We start from the raw sequence: 16,779 nt of genomic DNA on the forward strand, positions 1-16,779 counted from the left end.
GAACAATGCTTCCATTCTTTAAAAAGAAAAAACAAGGTGAAGATAGTACAATTCAAGCGAATCAATTATTTGATGGCACACATGAACAACAAGATGAAGACGTGCATACGACGTTATCCATTCATCCTCTCATGTCGTTAACGACGGAACAAAAATATTATTTTCAATATATGAACAACGAATTGCCGCCGTTGAAAAAAAACCAAGTGTCGTTATCTGGGATCGAATGGAAAAAAGAAGGAGAAAACTATGTCATTACTGCATTCGTGCGCAACAGTTTAGATCAAGCGATTCGTTTCGATGAAACTCCGTTACTGTTTATCGGACCGGACGGACAAGTGCTCGGTCGCAAAATATTCCCGATGCACGAATTAGGTGACATTCCACCTAGAAGTAGTCGGCCGTGGTTTTTCGTTTTCAATCAATATGAACTATTTTCGAATAAAATACCTCAATTTGGTTGGAAACTCTCTTTTGAATTGAGAAAAAAGCATACTCTAGATCTAGACGAAAGCTGGCAGAAGGCACTATCTAAGGAAGATAAGCTGGAATTAGAACAATTCGTCCGCTCGCTTCCTCGTCTGCGTGAAAATGAAGTAAATATGACAGGACTACAGGCAACAATTGATGAAAATGGTAATTTAGTTATAAGCCTACTTATCCGAAACGGAACACGAAAACATATTCAATTAAAACAGTTACCACTTTTAGTAAAAGATTCATCGAAGGAAATCATTGCTCGTGGTTTATTCACGCTGGATTTAGAAATAAAAGCGAACACAAGCAAGCCGTGGACATTCGTGTTTCCAAAAGAACTTATCCTGAAAGAAAACATTGATTTAAGTCAATGGGATGTGTACTCCTCACAATCATAAGAAAAAGGGGCTGATGAAATTCATCAGCCCCTCTTTCTTTGCCTCTGGCCACCAACCGCTCTCTATCGTAAACAGAAGGAAATAGTACTACAGTTATATTTTAGCATCATTTCTCTCGTTTAACAAACATATTTTTATTTTTTATATAAATTTTTTCCCTCATCTAGCACATATCAAAACAAACAGTATCGAATTTTTTGCCCAGAACGAATAGATACGGAGCGGAAAGTGCATTGAATTGCTCGTTCTTCAACTGCGGTGAGGTCGTTCATCGATGCGGGGACATATTGCTTCTCGAAGTCATTCCAACGTCGCACACTAATTTGCGCTTTTCCTTTACTAAATAAAAAGGTGACGACGATCATCATTTGTTCATCGACGGTTTTAAAAAATAAAAATACGTCATCTTTCGTCGTGCATGTAATGAGACGATAGCGAACAGGATCTAACGGCTGTTTTGCCGTTGGTGGTGAAATAAACTGAAGTGAATCAGAAAAGTGAATGGGCTCGATCGTTCGTGATGCATGAAACGGAGGATGCGGCTTTTCCTTAATGAGCACTTCGCATGGTTCCCCACCCCGTTTCGCTTCGTGGATAATAAAATTTGCAAAATAAATATTCACCATTCATCATCCCCTTCAAGTTTTTCCAATGTATATTTTTACATTTTATGAATATTCAATCAACTTTTTTCGACAAATGGATCGTCGATTTTCGTTCTATTTTCGAACATGTTGTATTTTTGTGCTTAAAAAGAACAAAACAATCCCTTTTATTCCTCTATTGTAAAAAGAAAAAGGGAATTTGGTGGAAGACGATGTTACAATACGTCAGTGAACAAATTAAACGGCTGCGCAAAGCGCATCATTGGACGCAAGAGCAATTGGCGCAGCGGCTGAATGTTTCTCGTTCGAAAGTGAGCAAATGGGAAAACGGTGAAGTGCTTCCAGATATCAAGTCGCTTATCGATATGAGCGAACTTTTTTCGGTCAGCGTCGACTTTTTGCTTGGGAAGCCGCCGACCGATAAGCAGCTTTTACATGAGGTACAACTAGCATATGGAACGAGTGAGATGAACGACCAACTATTGTCGCTCATTCGCTACATGAACGAACAGCGCGAGCTTGCTGAGCGTTTGTACGCGCTACAATCGTTGCCTGCGCATAAACGGAAACGAGTCGAACATGTAGTGGTGAAAATGATTGATGAAATGATCGATGCATTAAAATAAAAACGGAGTGAGACTGTCTCGCTCCGCTCGCTCTTATCGTATATATAAAAAAAGGGGCGCATCTGCCCTTTATTCAATCCCAATTAACTTTTTCAATCGATACACGTCCGCTTCTGTTTGCCATTGTTTTTGCGCGTGCAATTCAAACTTGTCGTGCAGCTTGTCCACTTTCGTTTCTAGCTTTCCGATGCGCATGTGCAATTCTTTTATTTCTTCGCGCATTTCTTGTTTGAAAGATTCCATATCCTGACGCATCTCTTGTTTGAAACTTTCTAAGTCTTGACGCATTTCACGCACTTCATAAAGCAATTCTTTGACAGCTTGAATAACTTGATCTTCCACTTCGCTTCACCCCTTTCTTTACTCCCTAGCATATCACTCCCCCTATGGACGGTCAATTGAAAAAAAGAGGCTAGCAAGGGGTGCTAGCCAATTTGTGAGGGAGCAGTAGAGGACGCATTTTGGAAGGAAATGAGAGGAATTGTGTATCACCTCCTTGTCTCATATGATACGAAAAGAAAAACATGATGTAAAATGACGATTTTTGAATTTTCAGGCCGTTTTTTTAAATTTTTTGCCGTTTTTCAGCTATATTTCGTGAAAAAAGCGCCCGAAAATTCAATTTTCACTTTTTGTTTTATTTTTTTCCGCACGTTTTCGTATGGTATAATGAAGACAACTCATATTGCGAGGTGGATGCGGTGAAAACATTTAAGCTCGTTTCCCTTACATTGTTGCATGAGCAAAAGCAAGACATTCCGCTCATTGATGGCTTAATGATTAATAAAGAAGATGAAAAGCAACGCTGGCTTGTGGAAGCGTATGTCGAGCAAACGTATCATAAGCTATTCACATCGCTGAAAGAAAAGGGGACGACATTTGATGCGCTCGTGACGATTTCCCGAAAGACAAACGATCCGGCCCATGTGCGCGCAACCGTCCGCTCCGTCACGATGATGGGTGAACGAATAAGTGTGTTAATGGATGCATTTCTCGTCAAACGCTCGAATTTAGCTGAAGTTGTTTTAGAAGATTTAGTTCAACGCGGGCTGCACGGAGAGACGTTGTTGCAACAGTTTAAAGAACAAATGCACACGAAAAGAGGCTGACGAACATCAATCAGCCTCTCATTTTTTGTTTCGCTACGACAACGTATCGTTTTGGAGCATGCCCAATCCATTGAAACGGATAACATGTAATAAGCGTCAACGTCGGATTCGCTTTCGGAACGAGAACCGTTTGGTCGTCGGGTGAGACGATGCGAATATGTTGAACGACATACGTCCATGTGCCACTGTTTGTTTTGATGACTAACTCGTCACCGACTTGAATATGCTCAAGCGGACGAAACACTGTATCGCGATGTCCCGCTAAAATTGTATGATTGCCTTGCCCGGGAAGCGCACTTCGCTCATCGTGCCCGACCCCTCGCCGCAACTGTTGCTCCGTCGTTCCTTCATAAACGGGCATGGCAAGACGGAGCTTCGGAATCGACAGCATCCCGATCGCATCATTTGTCGGACCGGGCGGACGATCCATTCGTTGGACAGCTTCATACGCCTCATACCAATTCGTCGCATTCGCCCAAATGAGCGAAGCCCCAAAAAGACATAACGCTAACGCAACGGCTCGCATGTTCTCGCCTTCTTCCATAACACGAAACTGATGAAAAGGAAAACGACGCCAATGAGCATGTTTATGCCATACGAAGAAGCTGTTTTTGGCATGCGCGCGACAAGGAGACCGCTTTCTAAATCGAGCGCCATCATGCCGATATGGGCGAGTTGCTCGCTTGCATCAATGAGCGTGCTTGAATGGAGCCGCTCGTACGGGATATATAAATCGGCAACAAAGCGGCCTTCATCGTCGTACCATTCCATCACGACAGGGGCATGCACCGTTTGAAGTTGCTCAAAAGAAATGGGCTTTCTCCCTTCGGAAGTCACTTCGTACACGTTTGCTTGCAGCCCGTAAAGAGATAACCATTCGTTCCAAAGGGCATACAACGCGTTTCGCTCTTTATTTGTAAGCGGTGTCGCTGAATCGCGCAACAGGAGCGTTTGCACATCTTTGTCAAGGCGTTCGAGCGCCTGTTTCGCTGACAGAGGGGTTCGTTCAAATAGGCAGCGAATTTCATCTTCCGTTAGCCCGATTGTCGCTAAAATGTCTGTCATCGCTTGCATCGTTTCATAACGGTCGCGATAAAACGATAGGGCGTATGATAAATCTTCAATAAATGTATATTGTTGCAATTGTTCACCAAACTGCCCGAGAAGCGCTTCGGCTTCCTCTTTCGTCATTTCGTAACGGAGCAATAGCTCATCAAGACGTTCCGGTGTGATCGGAGTGCCTAATTGTTTTTTTAACGCTTCCAATGAAGAAAAATGATCGATTGTCATATTCCATTTCGCTAAATAACGTGTTAAGTCGTCCATCGTCCAGCCGATGTCATGGACGTATTGCCGCAACGCTTCTTCCGAAATGGCCGCTTGCACCGGCGTGGCAAATAAAAAACAAACGAATAACCATAGCACGCGCATGTTTTTTCCTCCCTTATGTGTGCTATGGTTATTTTGCTCGATTATTCCATTTTTATACGATCAGAAATATACTTCATATAGCGCGCGCACCGCTCTTTCGACCGCATCCGCCTTCACGCCAAACATCATGCTCACTTCAGATGAACCTTGGTTAATCATTTCAATGTTCACGTTCGCCCGCGCAAACGCTGCCGTCGCTTTCGCCGCAATACCGACGCTCCGCTCCATTCCTTCCCCGACGACCATAATAAGCGCCAAATCGCGTTCAATAGACACTTCATCTACGCGCAACTCTTTCACGATGCGCTCTAAAACGCGGCGTTCTACGTCTCCAGCTAATTGTTCTCCCCGTAAAATGACCGACATATTATCAATGCCTGATGGCGTATGTTCGTATGAAATGCCTTCATCTTCTAAAATTTGTAACAACCGGCGTCCAAATCCGATTTCGCGGTTCATTAAATATTTGCTGACGTTAATGCTACAAAAGCCGGTGTCGCTTGCGATGCCTGCCACAGGGCGATCGCGATGATCTCTCGTGGCGACGATCATCGTTCCCGGTGCTTCAGGATTGTTCGTATTTTTCACGCATACCGGAATACCACGACGATACACCGGTTCGAGCGCTTCATCATGAAAAACGGAAAAACCGGCATACGACAACTCCCGCATTTCACGATACGTCAATTCTTTTAACTGGCACGGATGTTCGACGATCGATGGATTGACGCAGTAAATGGAATCGACGTCGGTAAAGTTTTCATACAGCTCGGCACCCACACCTGCGGCTACAATCGAGCCGGTAATGTCTGAACCACCGCGCGGAAACGTCACGATATGCCCAGAGCGCGAATAGCCGAAAAAACCAGGGATCACTAAAATGCCGCTTCGCTCATTTAAACGAGCAAGCTGATCGTATGACTCAGGCAAAATTTGTGCATTCCCCGGTTCATCCGTCACGAAAATGCCGGCATCTTTCGGATTGACGTAATGCGCTTCATAACCGAGTTGACGAAGATAATGCGCCATCAACTTCGCGTTGTTATCTTCTCCGCTCGCCTTTAATGCATCAAGCAATCGCTCCGGTTGATCGCGATACGTATCAATGATTTGATGTAAGCTTGCGGAAATGACATCTAAAATATCGCGCGACAAATGTAAGTCGGTAACAATTTCATCGTAACGCGCGACAACTTGCGCAAGCACCCCTTCGTACAACTCATCTTCCATCACTTGTTTTGCTAACGTAATAAGCAAGTCCGTCATTTTCGTATCGTCTTTACACCGCTTGCCTGGGGCAGAGACGACGACAAATTTGCGCGCTTCATCCGATGTCACGATATGTGCGACTTTTTGAAATTGCTGTGCATTGGCAACAGAACTTCCTCCAAATTTTGCGACTTTCATATGCGATAACCCTTTCTTTCTATTTTTCTATAAAAATAACAGCTGTATAAGCCGCTATTTTACGTTTCATCGTAAGCAAGTCAACTTATTTTCTTATCATAGCACATCTTTATTCGTTTTTGTCAGAAAAATTTTTCAATTTTCGTATTCCTTCTTTGCACACGCCATACGATAGCCATGAACATCCGGCACAAAGCACATCTAAATCATCCGGCTCAACGGCTCGCTTCGTTCGTTCGATAAGCTCTGACTTCATATAAACTCCTCGTTCTTCGAGCTGTAAATGGTTGAGCACGCGCCGATCCATCGCTAATACGTGCTCGTTCGAGTTTTCATCTGCCTCGCAACGGTCGATCCCATGGTGCGGACATGCATAACACGCCTCATCGAGAGCAGCGATGACACGAATCGGCACATCCATATCGGGATCGCGCATGAGCGCAACAATTTCACTCATCTTTTCCACGAACGATTCGCTATATCCCATCCCTTGAAACCCATGCACACATAATAAATGATGTCCACGCAACGTCCTCATCATCGTCTCCTTTTCTCTTATACTACCGAGATATTATACACTATTTTTCATAGTTATTCACTATTCTTTGTTGTAAAATGAAAATGAGCATTGCTGTTTTGTACATTTTCCCTTCCAACGTCCCTTTTTGTATGTCAACAATGAGTTCTTGTTTATTTTTTAAAATGACTTTCGTTTTCTTTTTCTCATATGGCTGTATCGTCTTGATGTGGGATTGCGCAATCCATATGCATCGATCGCTGTCGGGAGAACATGTTGGAAAGAAGTAGAGCCGAAGCGCTTCACAAACGGAGACAGGAACCATTTGCCGAATGCCAAGAATATGTTTTGCCGCATGCACTTTTCCTTCATATGTACTTCCGTAGTAACGGCAGCTTTGTTCCATAATTTGTTTCGGTGATTGCTCTACTTTGTACGTATTGTACAGTTCGTACACAATCGTGCCGAGCCGGCCATATTCATCGTATCGCGGCACGAGCGCAGCCGTTTCTTCCATAATAATGTACTCTTCCATCCGTTCCATCATATAACCCCCTCACAAATGTATGTTCGCCATTTATTATAATGAATTTTCATAATTTTAACAACAAAAAATCTCGGAAAACTCCGAGATTATACAATAAACTGCTTCCCTTTTTCCGCTAAATGTTGCGCCTTATCGCTTAACGTTTGCACATTCGCCGCGATTTCTTGCACAGCGGAAAGCAACTGTTCGTGCGCAGCTGCCGCCGTTTGTGTTTGCTGTTCTGCTTCTTGTGCGATCGCTTCCGTCTCTTTCATCGTTAATGCTAGCTCATCAAAAGCGCTCGTCATAACGGCAATCTTTTGGGCGACATCGTCCATTTGAACCATCACGTCATTCGTCGTTTGTTGAATGCGATCGAACGTGTCATCCGCTTCGCGTGCGAGCACCATGCTTTTTTCTGATTCTTTGCGCACGTGCTCCATCGCTTCAACCGATTGTGACGTATCCGTTTGTACTTCTTGCAATAGTTCACGTATTTGCTTCGCCGATAAAGACGATTGTTCTGCCAATTTTCTTACTTCATCCGCGACAACCGCAAACCCGCGGCCGTGCTCGCCTGCGCGCGCCGCCTCAATAGCAGCGTTTAACGCCAACAAGTTCGTTTGTTCAGCGATATGTGTAATCATCGTTGCCATTTGGGCAATATCGGCTGATCGTTGATGCAACGCTTGAATCCATTCACTCGATTGCGTAATAAAGCCGTTCATTGTTTTCATTTGCTCGATCATTTTGTCCATGGCGGCCGTTCCTTTTTCTGCTTCTGCCGTCATCGCCCGCGCCGCTTCTGCCGCCTGTTGTGAGCGCGATAAAATATAATTCGTATCATCGACGAGCGTTTGGACAGATTCGGCATTTTGCTGAGCCCAAACGCGCTGCTTGCTTGATCCGGCTGCCACTTCTTCCATCGTCGCCCCAACTTGTTCCATCGCTTGCGCCGCCTCCTCCGTAATGGCGGTCAGCTCGTGAGCCGACGCGGACACATCGCGAGAAAGTTGCTGATTGGCGCTAATCATCGCACGAAACGAAGCGATAAGCGAGTGAAACGATTGGGCAATATGCGCAAACTCATCGTTTGAAGAAACAGGCATTTGCACCGTTAAATCCCCACTTGCCGCCTGCATGCTCGCTCGTTCAATGGCGATAATTTGCTCGCGCACCGCCATGTAAAACGCGATAAATAAGTAAATAACAACCGCTACCGCGAACGCTCCAAAACCGATCGTCACCCATTTTTCAAGCATGACCGCACGATATTCGCGATCTAAATGTTGCTGAAAGGCTTGAAGCGAAAAACGGGCAAGCTCATGCAATGTTTTATGTGCACCGTTCGTTTTTTCGTATAAGTCAACAGATGTGAGCGAAATGCTGTTCGTTTGCAAAAATTCACGTTGGAACAAACTCGTCATGCTTAATAAATCTGTCGAAATGATATCGTTATATTGTTGCACTTTTTTCCGCATCGCTTCTTGGTCGGCAAAAAGAGGGGCAGTAGAACGGCTGACCGTTTGCATCGCCGTCTCTAGTACATTCGTCCAATACGTCATTTTCGAACGTTCGATTTCGTACAATTCGCTCTTTAGCGTCAGTTCTGCCGCGTATGACTGCGCGCCGCCAATCGTTTCCGTTAAAAACGGAACATGCTCGATGAACAAGCGAGCTAAATAATGATTGTTCATATCGTTATCGAGCGAAACGTTCGAGCGGTCAGCGATGTAAAGCAACATTTTTTGCACATCATAAATGAGCGCATTGTGGCGTTTTGTTGCTTCGGAGACGGTGAACGTCGTCCAATTTTGTTGTATATCGTTTATTTGTTGAATAAGCTGTTTCCACTGTTGTTCGTCAATAAACGAAGCGCGTTGCTTTTGATGTACAGCTTGCAGCGAGTCAACCGACTTTTTTATCATCTTTTGCGCTTCTGTTACATGTTCTTCTTTCCCATGCCCTAACAAAACGGTCGTCGTATATTCGCGATGCTTTTGTAAGTCATGCATTACATCAATCATCGGGGTGATATATGCAATCCCTTGTTGTTCTTTTTCAATAAACGTTTCTTTATGTATCAACAGTCGAAGGTATAACACGCTTACTGCAAACAACGTAAACATAAAAATAGTCGCTAACAACATGAACTTTTTACTAAAAGGCAAGCGATTAAGCAACTTTTTCCCTAACGTAAACACCGCCTCATCCACGCTCCTTACGAAACCAATATGTATATATTGTTTTCTATTTTATCAGACGATTCGTGAAAATTATATAAAAAAAATAAAAATTAGGCCATTAGACCTAATTTTTCTTTCGGAATAAAGCGAGCGCTTGCGCGGCTGTTTGTTGTGCGTATTGTTGAAGCAACGCGACTGCGCGAGCCATCGTTTCTTTTCGTTCTTCTCGTTCACTCATACATTGCTGAATATAGGAAAATAGTGCTTCGCCGTCCCAGTCGTCTCGTTCGACATGCGCAAACACCGGTTGGTTTGCTTGCTCGGCAAACGCATCAATTTTCGGATCGTACGACAAAGCGATAAATGGCGTATGGGCGACCGCTGCGAAAATAAGAGCGTGCAGACGCATACCTACGAGCAAATGAGCACTTTGAATGATCGCCATTTTCTCTTCGATGCTTGCGTCATACGGCGCTACAACCGCATGTTCAGTCATCATCTGAAGCACGCGACGGGACGTTTCATCATCATGACGTCCGTGCATCGGGATAAATACAACATCATATCCGGCTTGTACAGATCGATCGAGCGCTACCGCTATTTTTCTTTCAAAATCGCGACCGCGCGGCCAATCGCGCACCGAAACGGCAATGACTGGACGGGTAAACGATTGTTCGTTCCACCACGTCGCTGGCGACGTCGGCGGCTTCAGTCCCATCACTGGATCAGGTACGACTGTAATCGATCGTTTTATACCTAACGTATGCAATAGCTGAACGGACGGCTCATCGCGCACCGTGATGCGATCGACTTGATTAAGCGTCCATTTCATTAGCCATTGATTTGGCTTTTTGTTGACAGGCCCCATCCCTTGAGCATATACCATCACCGGCTTTCCTAGCCATTTCGCTAGTTGCATAATCCCAGTGTAATACGGAATGCTGCGCCAGCCCGTTTGATCTTGAAGCAAGCTGCCACCGCCGCTAATCAATCCATCACTGTCGCGGAGCGCTTGAATGATTTCGTTTATTCGCCAGCGATTCACTGCATGAACGCCGTACGTTCGTTCCGTAAACGATGGATCGTTCGACAGAACCGTCACTTGCACATGCGGATCGTGGGCACGAAGCGCCTGAATGATTGCATATAAAATAGCTTCATCTCCCACGTTATGAAAACCGTAATAACCAGAAATGACAATGTTCATCGTATCACCTTTTTCCATTTCCATACCGAACGATAAGCATAAATGAGCACGACACCGAATACAAATCCGAGCCCGAGGCTATACATCGTGCGAATGAATGAAATGAAGAGCGGAATGTGTAAATGTGTAAATGTGTTAATCATCGACAACCAGCCGATCGTTCCTACAACGAGAAGAACAGCGCCTAATTTCTTCTGTCGGTTTATGACCGCTAAAGCGAGCACGTACGCTGGAAAACCGAGCAAAAATTCTTTTGTGCGCGGGCGTACGTACAACCACTCTTCTAACTTTTGTCTTGCTGCTAGTTCAAACGCACTCGCCGCCCCTGTATTGCCAGAGCGCAAGACGTAGTATGCCAACAAAGCGAAAATAATCAAGCTAAGCACGACATGTCCAACGGTAATCGGGTGCTTCCATAGCCGCTTCATAAAAGGTACAATCGGCTCTTGAATGATTGAAGGCAAAACGAGCGCGACCATCGCTACAATTGGCACGACATAAACAAGCTTTACCCCACGAAATCCTTCGCCAACATAAGCCATATACTCGTTTCCATACAACATCGTCACAATCCAGCTGATTCCGACAAACGAAATGACGATCGCACGACTATATGCTATCATCGTTCCGCGCCATCCTTCTTGGACGGAAGAAGGCTTTGCAGCGTAAACAGGTGTCACAATTGCTACAAGTAAAGCAAGTGCTTTCCATGCTAAATCGATCGCGAGAAATGCACCAGCCAAGCTAAGAGCGAACGCCCCCCCTCCTGCCACAAATGCCCATGACGGCGAAACGAGCGAACGAATAGCGAGAAAAAGGAAAGCTGTCGTCCCAACAATTAAGCCAATAGTTGCCATAGACGACCGTTCTACCGGCGCAAACGGCTCACTATTTCCTAGCGTATAGTGGCTTGGCATATGTTGAACGATTTGTTTCATAACCGAAACGGTTTTTTCAATATTTTGTGCTGTCTCTCCGGATGTATACGGGCGAATAAATAGGGCGCGAATATTGCGCTCTTTAATCGCACGAATCGCCACATCAACCGCTTCATTTGGCTTTCGCTGCTCTAAATTTAAGCTATGCAAACGAACAACGTGCACATCCATCGCTTTCGCTAATGTCGTCAATCCTTTTGCTTCATAAAACTCTGTTGACAATAAAGCATATCCTGCGCGTTTCCATCTTTCTCCCCACTTCTCCACATCAGCAGGGTAGCCTGCCACTTGTTCACCAGTAGGAAGCAGTTTTGACATATGTTCATTTTTTAACGTTTCTACTTGTTGAAGCACGCGCACGCTCGCATCATTCATATCGCGCGCATCTGGAATGCGAAGTACAACCATGAAACCGCGTTCGATGACATGGGCGACTTTTGCTTCATCGTATCCAAGCGGCACGCGCTCAATTTTTTTCGCATTCCCTTCAATGACATAGTACGTTTTTTGATTGATTTCAATTTCCTGAACGTCACCACCGAACGTCTCACGTAATGACGAAGCGACTGGGAACGCATCATTAAGCGGATACACCACAAGTCCGCGCGATGGCATTTGATCGATACGTTCATTTAGTAAAACGAGCGTATGCTTCCATTCATCCATCCTTAACAATAACACATGTCCTGACTTTTCAAGCGAATCGAGCGTTTCTGCTTCTACGCTCACCGTCGTTAACCCAGCTTCTTTCAGCTTCTTCCAAACATGTTCGCTATCCTCCTGCAGCCACGCCTCGATTTCGTCGTACGGCATCATCATTTCATACGTCCGATTGTTCCACTCCACTTCGTGCCGCTTGCCTACCGCTGGAGCGATGAGCACGAGCGAAATCGCTATAATAAATAACAACCATTTTTTCACGTGTTTCATCCCGTTACAGAAAACTTATAAGGCTTTATAAGATAGCTAAAAATCTTATAAAGACCTATGTTTCTTTCCTTGTTCATCGCGCCCGATTTCGCCAAAGCTACTCTCGTTTGATATGGCGCTCCGAAGGCTTAAACTCCCCACTAACGAATGGGTACATATCAATAATAGCTTTTAGGTGCTATGATATTGATTTGCCATAATTTTTTAGGTTTATACTTGCGTTTACATCCCTGTCTATTTTATTTCCACATTCATCGCATACAAACGTTCTTTCTGATAAAGAAAGTTTATCTTTTACAGCACCACAATGACTGCAAGTTTTAGACGAAGGGAAGAATTGATCTGCAAGTATAAACTTGATCCCATTCCAAGCACATTTATATTCCATTTGCCTTTTAAACTCGTGGAATGTTTGTTCTTGTATAGTTTTAGATAGTTTCCTATTCTTTAACATTCCACGAATGTTTAGGTTCTCCATCACAACATACTCCGGCTTGGTTTTCACCAAAGATGCAGTGATTTGATGAATATAATCGTGCCTGATATGTTTCAGCCTTCGATACGTTTTTAGAACAAGGAATTCCAACTCCTTTATATTGTTTGTTTTTCTGTAACGGAATTCACCTCCTTCTGTTTTTATTTTATTTTTCTCATATTTTTTCGCTAGTTTACGTTGTAGTCTTTTAAGTCTTTTTTCTAGCTTCTTCACTTTTTTTGATTTGTTTATATTGCTAAACTTCTGTCCATTGCTAACGACGGCTAAATCTTTTACCCCTAAATCTATGCCTATGCCGTCAGTATAATTTTGGTTTTTGTTTTCTATTTCTTCAACTCCAATAGTGAGCCACCAATTTATTCCGTCAAACGTGATTCTTGGGTTGAAATATTTTATATTGCTCCCTGTTGGTATTCTGTCTTTTTCAGCTAACTTAACATAGTTGAATGTTTGCTTATTCTTTTTCTTCGAAGTCGTTAACTTTTCCAATTTTACATGCGTTTTTGTGATTTTTATTTTTTCCGTATCTTGATAAAAACTTGGTTTACTTCTCTTTTTTGACTTAAATTTTGGAAACCCTGTCCTACCTTCGAAGAAGTTTTTATACGCTTGGCAAGCATCTTTAATCGCTTGTTTTGTTATATTGTTTGAGTAATGGTTAAGCCAAGCATATTCTTTTTGCTTTTTTAACTGTGTCAACGTTTTCCTTAACTCATTATCGTTTAAAAACGTTCCGCCATTTTTGTAGTTGTCTTGTTGTGTAGCCAACGTCCAATTATATGCCCACCGGGATACGCCTGCACACTGAAATAACTTTGTTCTTTGCTTATTGTTTGGCAAAAGCATGACCTTATAAGTCTTTATCATCTTTTACCAACTCCTGAATCATTTTGTAAGTTGTATATAGAGTTTGGCTAAATTTTATAAATTTATTTTAACTGTTTCCAACCTTCTTCGTTTGATTCAACCATTGGCGCATTTGCTGAAGCGTAACGCCACCGAGCGCGAGCACAATCCCAACATAAAGCAAGCCCCCTCCGATCGTTGCCGCCGCTACATAAGCGAGAGAAGCCATTCTACTAGACGTTGGGGAAATGAAAAATAAACATGCGCCCATCATGAGTGAGGCGAGTGCGTAAATGATCGCTTGGCGATTCCAAAATGCGAGCGGAATGCGCCGACGAATCGCATCATGATTTGCCCACGTAATAAACGCATATGTGACGAACGTCGAAATGCCGGCACCGATTAAGCCGTACCGTGAAATAAATAAAACGTTTGCCCCCCATTTCACGAAACAGCCTATTAAAATAATGAACGCAGCTCGTTTCGACTCGCCAATACCTTGTAAAATGCCTGTCCCCAGCAACGCGAATGATGTAAATATAGAACTTGCCAACACGACCGCCATCGTCGCGCTCCCTTCATCATTTGTAAATAAAGCGATGTTGAGCGGAACGGTTAAAGCGGCGAGTCCTGCCGCAATTGGCCATGATAAAAAGTGGGATAGACGAAACGACTGTTCGATCGTTTGCTGTGCTCGGTTTATTTCCCCTTTTGCTAGCTGTTTACTTAACAGCGGAATGAGCGGGAGCACAAGGGAAGATGAAAATACGGTCGCAATTTGTACGAGTGCTGTTCCACGGCTATACAGCCCAAATAAGTAGCTCGTTTCTCCTGCTTCTGTTCCATGCCAACGAAGCGCAATCGGAACGGAGAGCGAATCAACCAAATTTAAAAATGGCATCGCAAGCGCTCCAAGCGCAATCGGAATAGATAAAGCTAAAATCGTTCGACTCGTCTTGATCCATTGCACACGTGAAAGTTTTACGCGCTTCGGACGATAGAGGGAACGGCGGTACAACATGCGTAAATATATAAGGCTAGCAAGCGCCCCGACCGGTGAACCGATCATGATCCCCCCTGCTACGACATCGTCTGGATACGCAGCGCGAACCATATAAAAAGCAAGCAGTAAAATAAAAGCAACGCGCACAAATTGCTCAAGTACTTGCGACGTAGCTGTCGGCTTCATATCTTCAAGCCCTTGGAAAAAGCCGCGATATACAGCCATATATGGCGAGATAAGCAACGTCGTACTGACGACGATAATCGCCCATTGCGCTTCCTTGCCACCTAATGCTTGGGCGATCCATGAGGAGCCTCCTGCAAGGAGCGAAAAACTGAGCACGCCGAAACTAAACGCCAACATGCTTGCCGTCTGCACGAGATGCGCCACTTCATCTTCTTTTTGCTGGGCGCGCGCTTCCGAAATTAATTTTGACACCGCAATAGGAATGCCTGCGACAGATAAAATTAAGGCAACCATGTAAAGCGGGTAAACGAGACTAAAAATACCGAGCACTTTATCCCCTGCAATATTTTGCAGCGGAATACGAAAAATGCTGCCGAGCACTTTCGAAATAATCGTACCGATCGTTAAAATCATCGTTCCTTTTATAAATGACTGGCTCATTTTCCGACAACCTTTTGTTTTAAAATAATCCACGCAAAGCGCGGCAACGCAAGCATTCGCTTCGCCCGCGTCGGCTGCTTTAACAGTCGATACAACCATTCTAAATGGAGACGGATCCATAGTTCCGGCGCGCGCTTCACCACTCCAGCAAGCACGTCAAAACTACCTCCGACACCCATCCATACACCGCGTCCGACCGTCTGTATATGTTGAGAAATCCACTGTTCTTGTTTTCCCATGCCTAACGCCACAAAAACAAAATCCGGTTCGGCTCGCTTCACTTCTTCGATGATCGTTTCATCGTTCCAATCGAAGTAGCCGTTGCGCACCCCGACTAAACGAGCGTTCGGATAGCGGTCGCGCACATGCTTCGCTGCCGCTTGTACAACTTCTTCTTTTGCGCCGATCATATATACGCGATATGTATGTTCATCGGCAAGCTGCAAACAGCGGCAAAGCAAGTCGTAGCCAGCCACTCGCTCTGGAAGCGGCGTTCCGAGCAGTTCAGCCGCTTTCACGACCCCGATGCCATCCGCAACGACATAATCCGCTTGCTGAATGGTCGCCATATATGAAGGTTCCTCATTTGCTTTCATAACAATTTCAGGATTGGCCGTAACGATAAAACAAGACCTTTTTTGCTTCACGCGCGCGTGAATCACAGAAACGACTTCATCCATCGTCGCGCGCACAAATGGAACTCCAAGTATGTGAATCGTTTGAAACGACATAAAAAACTCTCCTTCGCTTCGATCATTCGACAACATTATTAATCATATCACATGAATATAACAATTGACTATTTCTTCTTCGGCATAACATTGGTAAACTAATGGTATACATATGTGTATAAGAAAGGGTTGCATACGCCATGGAACAATGGACAAACGATACTGTCAATCGCACGGTAATGGCTCTCGTTCAACAATTAACAAAAGATTGGACGAAGACGAAAGTACACTCCGAAATATTAGAGATTTTTATGAAAATGCGCATGGAAACAAAAACAGAAGAACAATACGTTTCGTTATTGTTGACGAACGTCGCTTTTGCGACAGAATCAAGTTTCGCGCTAAACAAAATATTTGAGCTCATTTTGCTCAATAAACAATTTCCTCCTGCAGAAGCTGTACAAGCGTGGGTCACGGATGCCCACCAAAAAATTGAACAACAATTGCCAACGTTGCGCGACATGTATCAAAAACATTTTAGCGGCGAAAAAGATATGAAACGAAAACTTGAACTAAGCTACTGCCCTGTATTATTAAGCAATCGCATCAAAACAGATTTTATTTTTGCGTTCATTCATGAACAAAATCAGCCAATGATGAAAGACTTTTTCCATGCCGATCCAAAAGCGGTGCTCGAAGCACTTCATCACATCAGCGGCTTTTTCGCAAGCATGATTTTAGAAGGAATTGAACTCATATAAAAAAGGGAGCCGATTCGC

Annotated in this window: 17 protein-coding genes; 4 read left to right on the forward strand and 13 right to left on the reverse strand. The window is 44.0% G+C overall.

Annotated features, from left to right (window positions below; all coding sequences use genetic code 11):
- Window positions 1-5: 5 nt before the first annotated feature.
- Window positions 6-875 carry an accessory Sec system S-layer assembly protein gene (locus tag ACPF7I_RS13355; protein WP_430745767.1) on the forward strand — a complete coding sequence of 290 codons (870 nt, stop codon included), beginning with the start codon at window positions 6-8 and terminating at the stop codon, window positions 873-875.
- Between the two features lie 173 nt (window positions 876-1,048).
- Here ACPF7I_RS13355 and ACPF7I_RS13360 read toward each other — a convergent pair whose 3' ends face one another.
- A complete protein-coding gene (locus ACPF7I_RS13360; RefSeq protein WP_430745766.1) occupies window positions 1,049-1,501 on the reverse strand; it encodes a hypothetical protein in 453 nt (150 codons plus the stop codon).
- A gap of 191 nt (window positions 1,502-1,692) precedes the next feature.
- Here ACPF7I_RS13360 and ACPF7I_RS13365 point away from each other — a divergent pair, with 191 nt between their 5' ends.
- Window positions 1,693-2,106 (forward strand): helix-turn-helix domain-containing protein, encoded by a 414-nt coding sequence (locus tag ACPF7I_RS13365; RefSeq protein ID WP_430745764.1) that lies wholly within the window; start codon window positions 1,693-1,695, stop codon window positions 2,104-2,106.
- A gap of 69 nt (window positions 2,107-2,175) precedes the next feature.
- Here the strand turns inward: ACPF7I_RS13365 and ACPF7I_RS13370 are convergent, their stop codons facing one another.
- Window positions 2,176-2,448, reverse strand: a complete 273-nt coding sequence (locus tag ACPF7I_RS13370) for a DUF1640 domain-containing protein (protein WP_430745762.1) — start codon at window positions 2,446-2,448, stop codon at window positions 2,176-2,178.
- Window positions 2,449-2,807: 359 nt separating this feature from the next.
- Between ACPF7I_RS13370 and ACPF7I_RS13375 the strand changes: the two genes are divergently transcribed.
- Window positions 2,808-3,215 carry a YwpF-like family protein gene (locus ACPF7I_RS13375; protein ID WP_430745761.1) on the forward strand — a complete coding sequence of 136 codons (408 nt, stop codon included), beginning with the start codon at window positions 2,808-2,810 and terminating at the stop codon, window positions 3,213-3,215.
- Window positions 3,216-3,225: 10 nt separating this feature from the next.
- Here the strand turns inward: ACPF7I_RS13375 and ACPF7I_RS13380 are convergent, their stop codons facing one another.
- The 11 genes from ACPF7I_RS13380 to ACPF7I_RS13430 form a co-directional block, all read right to left on the reverse strand.
- A complete protein-coding gene (locus ACPF7I_RS13380; protein ID WP_430745759.1) occupies window positions 3,226-3,741 on the reverse strand; it encodes a class D sortase in 516 nt (171 codons plus the stop codon).
- A complete protein-coding gene (locus ACPF7I_RS13385; RefSeq protein ID WP_430745757.1) occupies window positions 3,723-4,646 on the reverse strand; it encodes a processed acidic surface protein in 924 nt (307 codons plus the stop codon). The genes ACPF7I_RS13380 and ACPF7I_RS13385 overlap by 19 nt, the downstream gene beginning before the upstream one ends.
- Before the next feature lie 60 nt (window positions 4,647-4,706).
- Window positions 4,707-6,053, reverse strand: coding sequence for an aspartate kinase (locus ACPF7I_RS13390; RefSeq protein ID WP_430745755.1), 1,347 nt, complete (start codon window positions 6,051-6,053; stop codon window positions 4,707-4,709).
- Between the two features lie 109 nt (window positions 6,054-6,162).
- Window positions 6,163-6,591: a DUF1284 domain-containing protein gene (locus ACPF7I_RS13395; protein ID WP_430746030.1), complete on the reverse strand. Its 429-nt coding sequence runs from the start codon at window positions 6,589-6,591 to the stop codon at window positions 6,163-6,165.
- A gap of 40 nt (window positions 6,592-6,631) precedes the next feature.
- Window positions 6,632-7,117, reverse strand: a complete 486-nt coding sequence (locus ACPF7I_RS13400) for a competence protein ComK (protein WP_430745754.1) — start codon at window positions 7,115-7,117, stop codon at window positions 6,632-6,634.
- An 86-nt stretch (window positions 7,118-7,203) separates the two neighbouring features.
- Complete coding sequence (locus tag ACPF7I_RS13405) at window positions 7,204-9,312, reverse strand: methyl-accepting chemotaxis protein (protein ID WP_430745752.1); 2,109 nt, start codon at window positions 9,310-9,312, stop codon at window positions 7,204-7,206.
- Between the two features lie 94 nt (window positions 9,313-9,406).
- On the reverse strand, window positions 9,407-10,489 hold the full coding sequence (csaB, locus tag ACPF7I_RS13410) for a polysaccharide pyruvyl transferase CsaB (RefSeq protein ID WP_430745751.1): 1,083 nt from the start codon (window positions 10,487-10,489) through the stop codon (window positions 9,407-9,409).
- Window positions 10,486-12,357 carry a DUF5693 family protein gene (locus ACPF7I_RS13415; protein ID WP_430745750.1) on the reverse strand — a complete coding sequence of 624 codons (1,872 nt, stop codon included), beginning with the start codon at window positions 12,355-12,357 and terminating at the stop codon, window positions 10,486-10,488. The genes csaB and ACPF7I_RS13415 overlap by 4 nt, the downstream gene beginning before the upstream one ends.
- Before the next feature lie 178 nt (window positions 12,358-12,535).
- Window positions 12,536-13,720, reverse strand: coding sequence for an RNA-guided endonuclease InsQ/TnpB family protein (locus ACPF7I_RS13420; protein WP_430745748.1), 1,185 nt, complete (start codon window positions 13,718-13,720; stop codon window positions 12,536-12,538).
- Between the two features lie 67 nt (window positions 13,721-13,787).
- Window positions 13,788-15,329, reverse strand: a complete 1,542-nt coding sequence (locus ACPF7I_RS13425) for a putative polysaccharide biosynthesis protein (RefSeq protein ID WP_430745747.1) — start codon at window positions 15,327-15,329, stop codon at window positions 13,788-13,790.
- Window positions 15,326-16,060: a WecB/TagA/CpsF family glycosyltransferase gene (locus tag ACPF7I_RS13430; protein ID WP_430745746.1), complete on the reverse strand. Its 735-nt coding sequence runs from the start codon at window positions 16,058-16,060 to the stop codon at window positions 15,326-15,328. The genes ACPF7I_RS13425 and ACPF7I_RS13430 overlap by 4 nt, the downstream gene beginning before the upstream one ends.
- A gap of 140 nt (window positions 16,061-16,200) precedes the next feature.
- Between ACPF7I_RS13430 and ACPF7I_RS13435 the strand changes: the two genes are divergently transcribed.
- Window positions 16,201-16,761, forward strand: a complete 561-nt coding sequence (locus tag ACPF7I_RS13435) for a hypothetical protein (RefSeq protein ID WP_430745745.1) — start codon at window positions 16,201-16,203, stop codon at window positions 16,759-16,761.
- The last annotated feature ends 18 nt before the right edge of the window (window positions 16,762-16,779 follow it).

The organism is Anoxybacillus dikiliensis (genome assembly GCF_050613275.1).
Taxonomy (GTDB): Bacteria; Bacillota; Bacilli; order Bacillales; family Anoxybacillaceae; genus Anoxybacillus.